The organism is Aeromicrobium alkaliterrae, assembly GCF_039529015.1.
Classification (GTDB): Bacteria; Actinomycetota; Actinomycetes; order Propionibacteriales; family Nocardioidaceae; genus Aeromicrobium; species Aeromicrobium alkaliterrae.
The window spans coordinates 926,113-932,261 of record NZ_BAAAME010000002.1 but is presented as its reverse complement, the minus strand read 5'-3'; the positions used below and the strand labels follow the sequence as shown (position 1 = coordinate 932,261).

Genomic DNA, 6,149 nt, shown 5'->3' with positions numbered 1-6,149 from the left:
GCCGGGGCGTTCGTGGTGTCGGAGGGACTGCGGTCGGGGCTCAGGCCTCCGGGTCGCCGGCGGCTGCCGGCATGGAGGCGAGCTGGCCCGACTCGTCGTGGATCGAGGCCGCGACGTCGCGCAGCTTGTCCTCGTACGCGCGGGCGTGGTGGGCGCAGAACAGCAGCTCGAGCCCGCTCGAGAGCTCGACTCGGACGTAGGCCTGGGCGCCGCAGCGATCGCAGCGGTCGGTCGCGTTCAACGCGGGGCGTTCAGCAAGAGCCGTCACGGTGACCTACTTTCCTTCGGGGGGATTACTTCTTCAGTAGCCACCAACATCCAATCACGAGGCGGTATTCCTCGCCGGTGTTGGTGACGTACTTCATTGATAGTGCCTGAGTGGGGCAAGGAAGCGCGCCACGCTGGAGCCGCGTGTCACAACCACGTGACATTCTCCTGCGTCGATACCCTGACCGTGCGCCACGACCGCTTCGTGGGACGACCGAGGAGACCTGACATCAGCACGTACGACGCCCGCAACCTGCTCGTTCTCGAGGGACTCGAGGCCGTGCGCAAGCGCCCTGGCATGTACATCGGCTCCACCGACACCCGCGGGCTGATGCACTGCCTGTGGGAGATCATCGACAACGCGGTGGACGAGGCCCTGGCCGGCTTCGGCGACAAGATCGACGTGATCCTGCACGCCGACGGCTCGGTCGAGGTGCACGACAACGCGCGCGGCATCCCGGTCGACATCGAGCCCAAGACCGGCCTGACCGGTGTCGAGGTCGTCTTCACCAAGCTGCACGCCGGCGGCAAGTTCGGCGGCGGCGCTTACAACGCCTCAGGCGGTCTGCACGGTGTCGGCGCCGCTGTCGTCAACGCACTGTCCGAGCGGCTCGACGTCGAGGTCGACAAGGGCGGCGCCACCTGGGCGCTCACCTTCCGCCGCGGCGTCCCCGACGGCGAGCTCACCAAGGTCGCCAAGGTCGCCAAGGCCCGCACCGGCACCCGGGTCCGCTACTGGGCCGACCCGCAGATCTTCATCAAGGGGGCGAAGTTCTCCTACGAGGACCTCACCCGCCGCGCCCGCCAGACGGCCTTCCTCGTGCCCGGTCTCGAGATCGCGATCCGCGACGAGCGCGAGGACGAGGTCGTCGAGGAGTCCTTCAAGCACGAGGGCGGCATCGCCGAGTTCGTCGAGTACCTGGCCCCCGACGAGCCGGTCACGGGCGTCGTCCGGCTGCAGGGCGAGGGCACGTTCACCGAGACCGTGCCGATGCTCGACGGCAAGGGCCACATGACCCCGCAGGACGTCGACCGCACGCTCGGCGTCGACGTCGCGCTGCGCTGGGGCACAGGCTACGAGACCGACCTGCGCTCGTTCGTCAACATCATCTCCACGCCCAAGGGCGGCACCCACGTCGCGGGCTTCGAGCGCGGCATGACCAAGACGTTCAACGAGACGTTGCGGGGGACCCGTCTGCTCAAGAACGGCGATCCCGACGTGATCAAGGACGACGTGCTCGAGGGCATCTCGGCCGTCGTCACGGTGCGCCTGGCCGAGCCGCAGTTCGAGGGGCAGACCAAGGAGGTCCTCGGCACGCCCGCGGTCACCCGCATCGTGCAGAAGGTCGTCACCGACGAGCTGCGCACGTTCCTCACGGCCACCCGCGGCGCCGACAAGGCCCAGGCGCGCCTGGTGCTGGAGAAGGTCGTGGGTGCCTCGCGCACCCGCCTGATGGCGCGGCAGCAGCGTGACACCCAGCGCCGCAAGAACGCCCTGGAGTCCAGCGCCCTGCCGGCCAAGCTGGCCGACTGCCGCAGCACCGACGTCGAGCGCTCGGAGCTGTTCATCGTGGAGGGCGACTCCGCGCTCGGCACCGCCAAGAGCGCACGCGACTCCGGGTTCCAGGCGCTGCTGCCGATCCGCGGCAAGATCCTGAACGTCCAGAAGGCCTCCATCGGCGACATGCTGAAGAACGCCGAGTGCTCCTCGATCATCCAGGTCGTCGGCGCCGGCTCGGGGCGCACATTCGACCTCGACGCGGCGCGCTACGGCCGCATCATCTTCATGGCCGACGCCGACTCCGACGGTGCGCACATCCGGTGCCTGCTGGCCACGTTGTTCTTCCGGTACATGCGCCCGCTGGTCGAGGCAGGTCGCGTCTACTCGGCCGTGCCGCCGCTGCACCGAATCGAGCTCTCCAGCCCGAAGAAGGGCCAGGACAAGTACCGGTACACGTACTCCGACGCCGAGCTGCAGCGCACGCTCGCGGAGCTGCGCAAGAAGAACATCTCGTGGAAGGACCCGGTGCAGCGCTACAAGGGTCTGGGCGAGATGGACGCCGACCAGCTGGCCGAGACCACGATGGAGCCGCGTCACCGCACGCTGCGTCGTCTCACGGTCGACGACGCGGAGGAGGCGAGCGACGTGTTCGAGCTGCTGATGGGCTCGGAGGTCGCGCCGCGCAAGGACTTCATCGTGGCCGGGGCCTACGAGCTCGACCGCGACCGCATCGACGCCTGAGCGCCGCCCGGGCAGATCCGCGCCCGAACCTCCTCGGCCGCCGCAGTGGCGTCGGCGGGCGACAGGTGCAGGCAGCCGACCGCGACCGGTCCGTCGGGGCTGTGCACGGCGACGCTCGTGACGCCCAGGAGGCGTTGGAGCGGGCCCTGCTCGACCGCCACCGACTGGGACTTGCGGAACGGGAGGATGCTCGTGCGTCGCGTGATCCACCCGGTGCGCGACACGGCTGCGACGTCGTCGGAGCCGATCCAGCGGAAGCGCCACCCGATCGGGGCGAACAGCCAGCCCGCGCGCGCGGCGCGCCTGCGGTGCTCGACGTCCTGCACGGCGCCGGGCACGAGCAGGTCGACGACGCGCGCCGTCAGCTCGCGGTCGGCGATCGTGAGCAGCGTCGTGGCCCGCTCCTGGTCCTCGGCGTCGCCGCCGCCTCCGCCGCCGGCGACCGAGACGAGCAGGTGGCTCCACCCGGACTGGCGCCAGATGAGCGGCTCGACGACCGCCACGCCCTGCACGCGCTCGAACGGCACGGTCTCGGACGTGCGGCTGAGGAGGCCGCGCTCGATCCGCAGGCCGTGCTCGACGCGAGTCAGCCGATAGCCCCACTGCTGCACGACGCGCTCGGCGACGATCCGGACGACCCAGCTGCCGGCGCCGATCAGGCCGCCCAGTGCCGCGAGCGGAGCAGCGAACCAGACCGACGCGACGATCGCGCCGATCGCGACGACGACCGCACCGACGAAGTCGAGCGACAGGATCGTGCCGATCACGACCCGGGAGGGCGGCACGACGGCGACGAGCTCACCCTCGGCGGTGCCGGGCGGCGGGGGAGGCGTCGCGTCGCCGGCATCGCTCCCGGTCTCCGAGGCGTGCGCCCGGCGGAGCAGCAGGGCGCGCAGCTCGTGGGCCTCCGGCAGCGTCAGGTAGCGGACCGTCGTGCGCGACTCCTTGCCGCCGGCCGAGTCGAGACGCAGCTCCGCGAGGCCGAGCACACGGGCGACGAACGGCTGGTGGATGTCGACCGACTGCAGTCGCTCGAACGGAACGCGCCGGGAGCTGCGCCAGATGATCCCGGAGTCGAGGCGCGCCTCGGAGTCGTCGATCACGAACCGCGTGAACCGCCACGACAGCCAGCCGATCAGGCTGCCGACCACGACGCCGCCGACCGCGGCAGCCGGTAGGGCGATCAGGCTCCACGACTCGATCTGTCCACCACTCACGATCGAGCCGACGAGGCCGACCGTGGCCGCGAACGACCAGCCAAGCCCCTGGACCACGGCGGTCAGGGGATGGGTGCGGCGCCCGAGCGTGCCCGCGGCCTGGTCAGACACCGGCGCCTCGCGACTCGCCGAGCTCGGTCAGGCGGACGCGCAGGCGCAGGGCCTCCTCGTGGGGGACGCCGGGCACGGTCGACGCCGTCTCGGTGCTCGCGGTGTGCAGGCTGAGCTTGGCAAAGCCCAGGCGTCGCGCCAGCGGGCCGATCTCGACGTCGACGAACTGCATGCGGCCGTAGGGCACCGCGACCAGGCGCCGGAACATGATGCCGTGGCGCACGAGCAGCTCCTCCTCGGTCTCCTGGTAGCCCCAGGACCGGGCGTTGCGAGGGGCCCACCAGACGAGCCACGCCACCGCGGCCAGGGCGAGGACGATCGGCACGGCGAGCAGCCAGGTCGGCATCGAGGTGGTGGCGGCGATGACGGCCAGCACCGCGAGGACGAGCACGGCGACGACGACCACGGTGACCGTGCCGATCAGGATCCGTGCCGTCGCGAGGCGTGGGGAGACGGGCGTCCACCCCGTGTCCTGAGGGTCGAAGGGATCGCTCATGAGGCCCACCGTACGCCCGGCCCCGCCTCGCTCACGGCCGGGTTTGACGGGGCAATCGGGGCGGTGAGAGACTGGGAGACGCGGGACTTGGATCCCGCCCCGCGGGCGCCCACCGGCGCTCCTCGCGTTCTTCTGGCTCATCCCAACGTGGAGGATCTCCATGGCCAAGGCACTCGTCGGTCATCTCGGTGGCCCGAACCCCGCCCAGCTTCACCAGACCGCGCTGCTCAAGCGCCGGGTCGCCGACCTCGAGGCCGAGGTCCTGCGACTCAAGATCGAGAACGACGGCCTGCTCAAGGCCCTGCACGACCAGGTCGACTCCGTGACCCCGGCTGACCTGCTGGAGCCGGTCGCCCACTGAGTGCCCGCCCGGCACTAGGGTGGCTCCCACCCGTTCGGCCTGACCCGGTCGACGCTGACGTGATCCTGGAGCCGCTGTGTACCTGAAGAGCCTGACGCTCCGCGGGTTCAAGTCCTTCGCCTCCTCCACGACGCTCGAGCTCGAGCCCGGCATCACGTGCGTCGTCGGCCCCAACGGCTCCGGCAAGTCCAACGTCGTCGACGCCCTGGCCTGGGTCATGGGCGAGCAGGGCGCCAAGTCGCTGCGCGGCGGCAAGATGGAGGACGTCATCTTCGCCGGCACCTCGGGCCGCGCGCCGCTGGGCCGCGCCGAGGTCGTCCTCACGATCGACAACTCCGACGGCGCGCTGCCGATCGAGTACAGCGAGGTCACGATCTCGCGCACGATGTTCCGCAACGGCGGCTCGGAGTACGCGATCAACGGCAACACCGTGCGCCTGCTCGACGTGCAGGAGCTGCTGAGCGACTCCGGCATCGGCCGGGAGATGCACGTCATCGTCGGCCAGGGCCAGCTCGACTCGGTCCTGCGTGCGACGGCCGAGGAGCGGCGCGGCTTCATCGAGGAGGCCGCCGGTGTCCTGAAGCACCGCAAGCGCAAGGAGAAGGCGGTCCGCAAGCTCGAGGCGACGCGGGGCAACCTGACGCGACTCGCCGACGTGCTCAACGAGCTGCGCCGCCAGCTCAAGCCGCTCGGTCGGCAGGCCGAGGTGGCGCGTCGCGCGGCCGTCATCCAGGCCGACGTCCGTGACGCGCGGGCCCGCCTCCTGGCCGACGACGTCGTCAGCGCCCAGCAGGTCATCGCCACCGAGCTCGCCGACGAGTCCGCGCTCAAGGAGCGCCGCGCCGCCGTCGAGTCGGCCATCGCGCATGCACGTCGTGCCGAGACCGAGCTCGAGGACCGCCTGCGTGACGACTCGCCACGCCTCTCGGCCGCCCAGGAGGCCTGGTACGCGCTCTCGGGGGTGCGCGAGCGCCTGCGCGGCACGGCCGGCCTCGCGACCGAGCGGGTCCGGCTGGCGGCCGTCGAGGCCGACGACCAGCACCACGGGCGCGACCCCGACGAGCTCGAGGCCGACGCCCGCCGCGCGCAGGAGCAGCACGACGTGCTGGCCCGCGAGGTCGCCGCGGCGACGACCCGGCTGCAGGAGGTCGTCGCGGCCCGCAGCGAGGCCGAGTCGGCGTACACGACCGAGGAGCGTCGCATCGCGGGCCTGCTGCGCGCTGCGGCCGACCAGCGCGAGGGTCTGGCGCGCCTGCACGGTCAGGTCAACGCGATCAAGCTGCGCGGCGAGGCCACGGAGGCCGAGCTGGGCCGCCTGACGACCTCCCGCGACGACGCGATCGCGCGCGCCGACACCTCGCAGCAGGAGTTCACCGCGCTGGAGTCGCAGATCGCCGGGCTGTCGGCGGGGGAGTCGGGCCTCGACGACCAGCTCGCCGCGGCCGAGACCCGCGA

Annotated in this window: 6 protein-coding genes; 3 read left to right on the top strand and 3 right to left on the bottom strand. The window is 71.5% G+C overall.

The genetic code is table 11. The annotated features are described in order from the left end of the window. Positions 1-40: 40 nt before the first annotated feature. Entirely contained in the window at positions 41-268 is a 228-nt protein-coding gene (locus ABD127_RS05745; protein WP_344198652.1) for a DUF7455 domain-containing protein, read from the bottom strand. Positions 269-454: 186 nt separating this feature from the next. Between ABD127_RS05745 and ABD127_RS05740 the strand changes: the two genes are divergently transcribed. Next, positions 455-2,509 carry a DNA gyrase/topoisomerase IV subunit B gene (locus ABD127_RS05740; protein ID WP_344198650.1) on the top strand — a complete coding sequence of 685 codons (2,055 nt, stop codon included), beginning with the start codon at positions 455-457 and terminating at the stop codon, positions 2,507-2,509. Here the strand turns inward: ABD127_RS05740 and ABD127_RS05735 are convergent. Both ABD127_RS05735 and ABD127_RS05730 read right to left on the bottom strand, forming a co-directional pair. Continuing rightward, a complete protein-coding gene (locus tag ABD127_RS05735) occupies positions 2,476-3,837 on the bottom strand; it encodes a PH domain-containing protein (protein ID WP_344198648.1) in 1,362 nt (453 codons plus the stop codon). The genes ABD127_RS05740 and ABD127_RS05735 overlap by 34 nt on opposite strands. Next, entirely contained in the window at positions 3,830-4,333 is a 504-nt protein-coding gene (locus ABD127_RS05730) for a PH domain-containing protein (protein WP_344198646.1), read from the bottom strand. The genes ABD127_RS05735 and ABD127_RS05730 overlap by 8 nt, the downstream gene beginning before the upstream one ends. A gap of 160 nt (positions 4,334-4,493) precedes the next feature. Between ABD127_RS05730 and ABD127_RS05725 the strand changes: the two genes are divergently transcribed. Further along, on the top strand, positions 4,494-4,694 hold the full coding sequence (locus tag ABD127_RS05725) for a hypothetical protein (RefSeq protein WP_344198644.1): 201 nt from the start codon (positions 4,494-4,496) through the stop codon (positions 4,692-4,694). Positions 4,695-4,770: 76 nt separating this feature from the next. Beyond that, the coding region (locus tag ABD127_RS05720; RefSeq protein WP_344198642.1) for a chromosome segregation SMC family protein at positions 4,771-6,149 on the top strand (1,379 nt) is incomplete at its 3' end.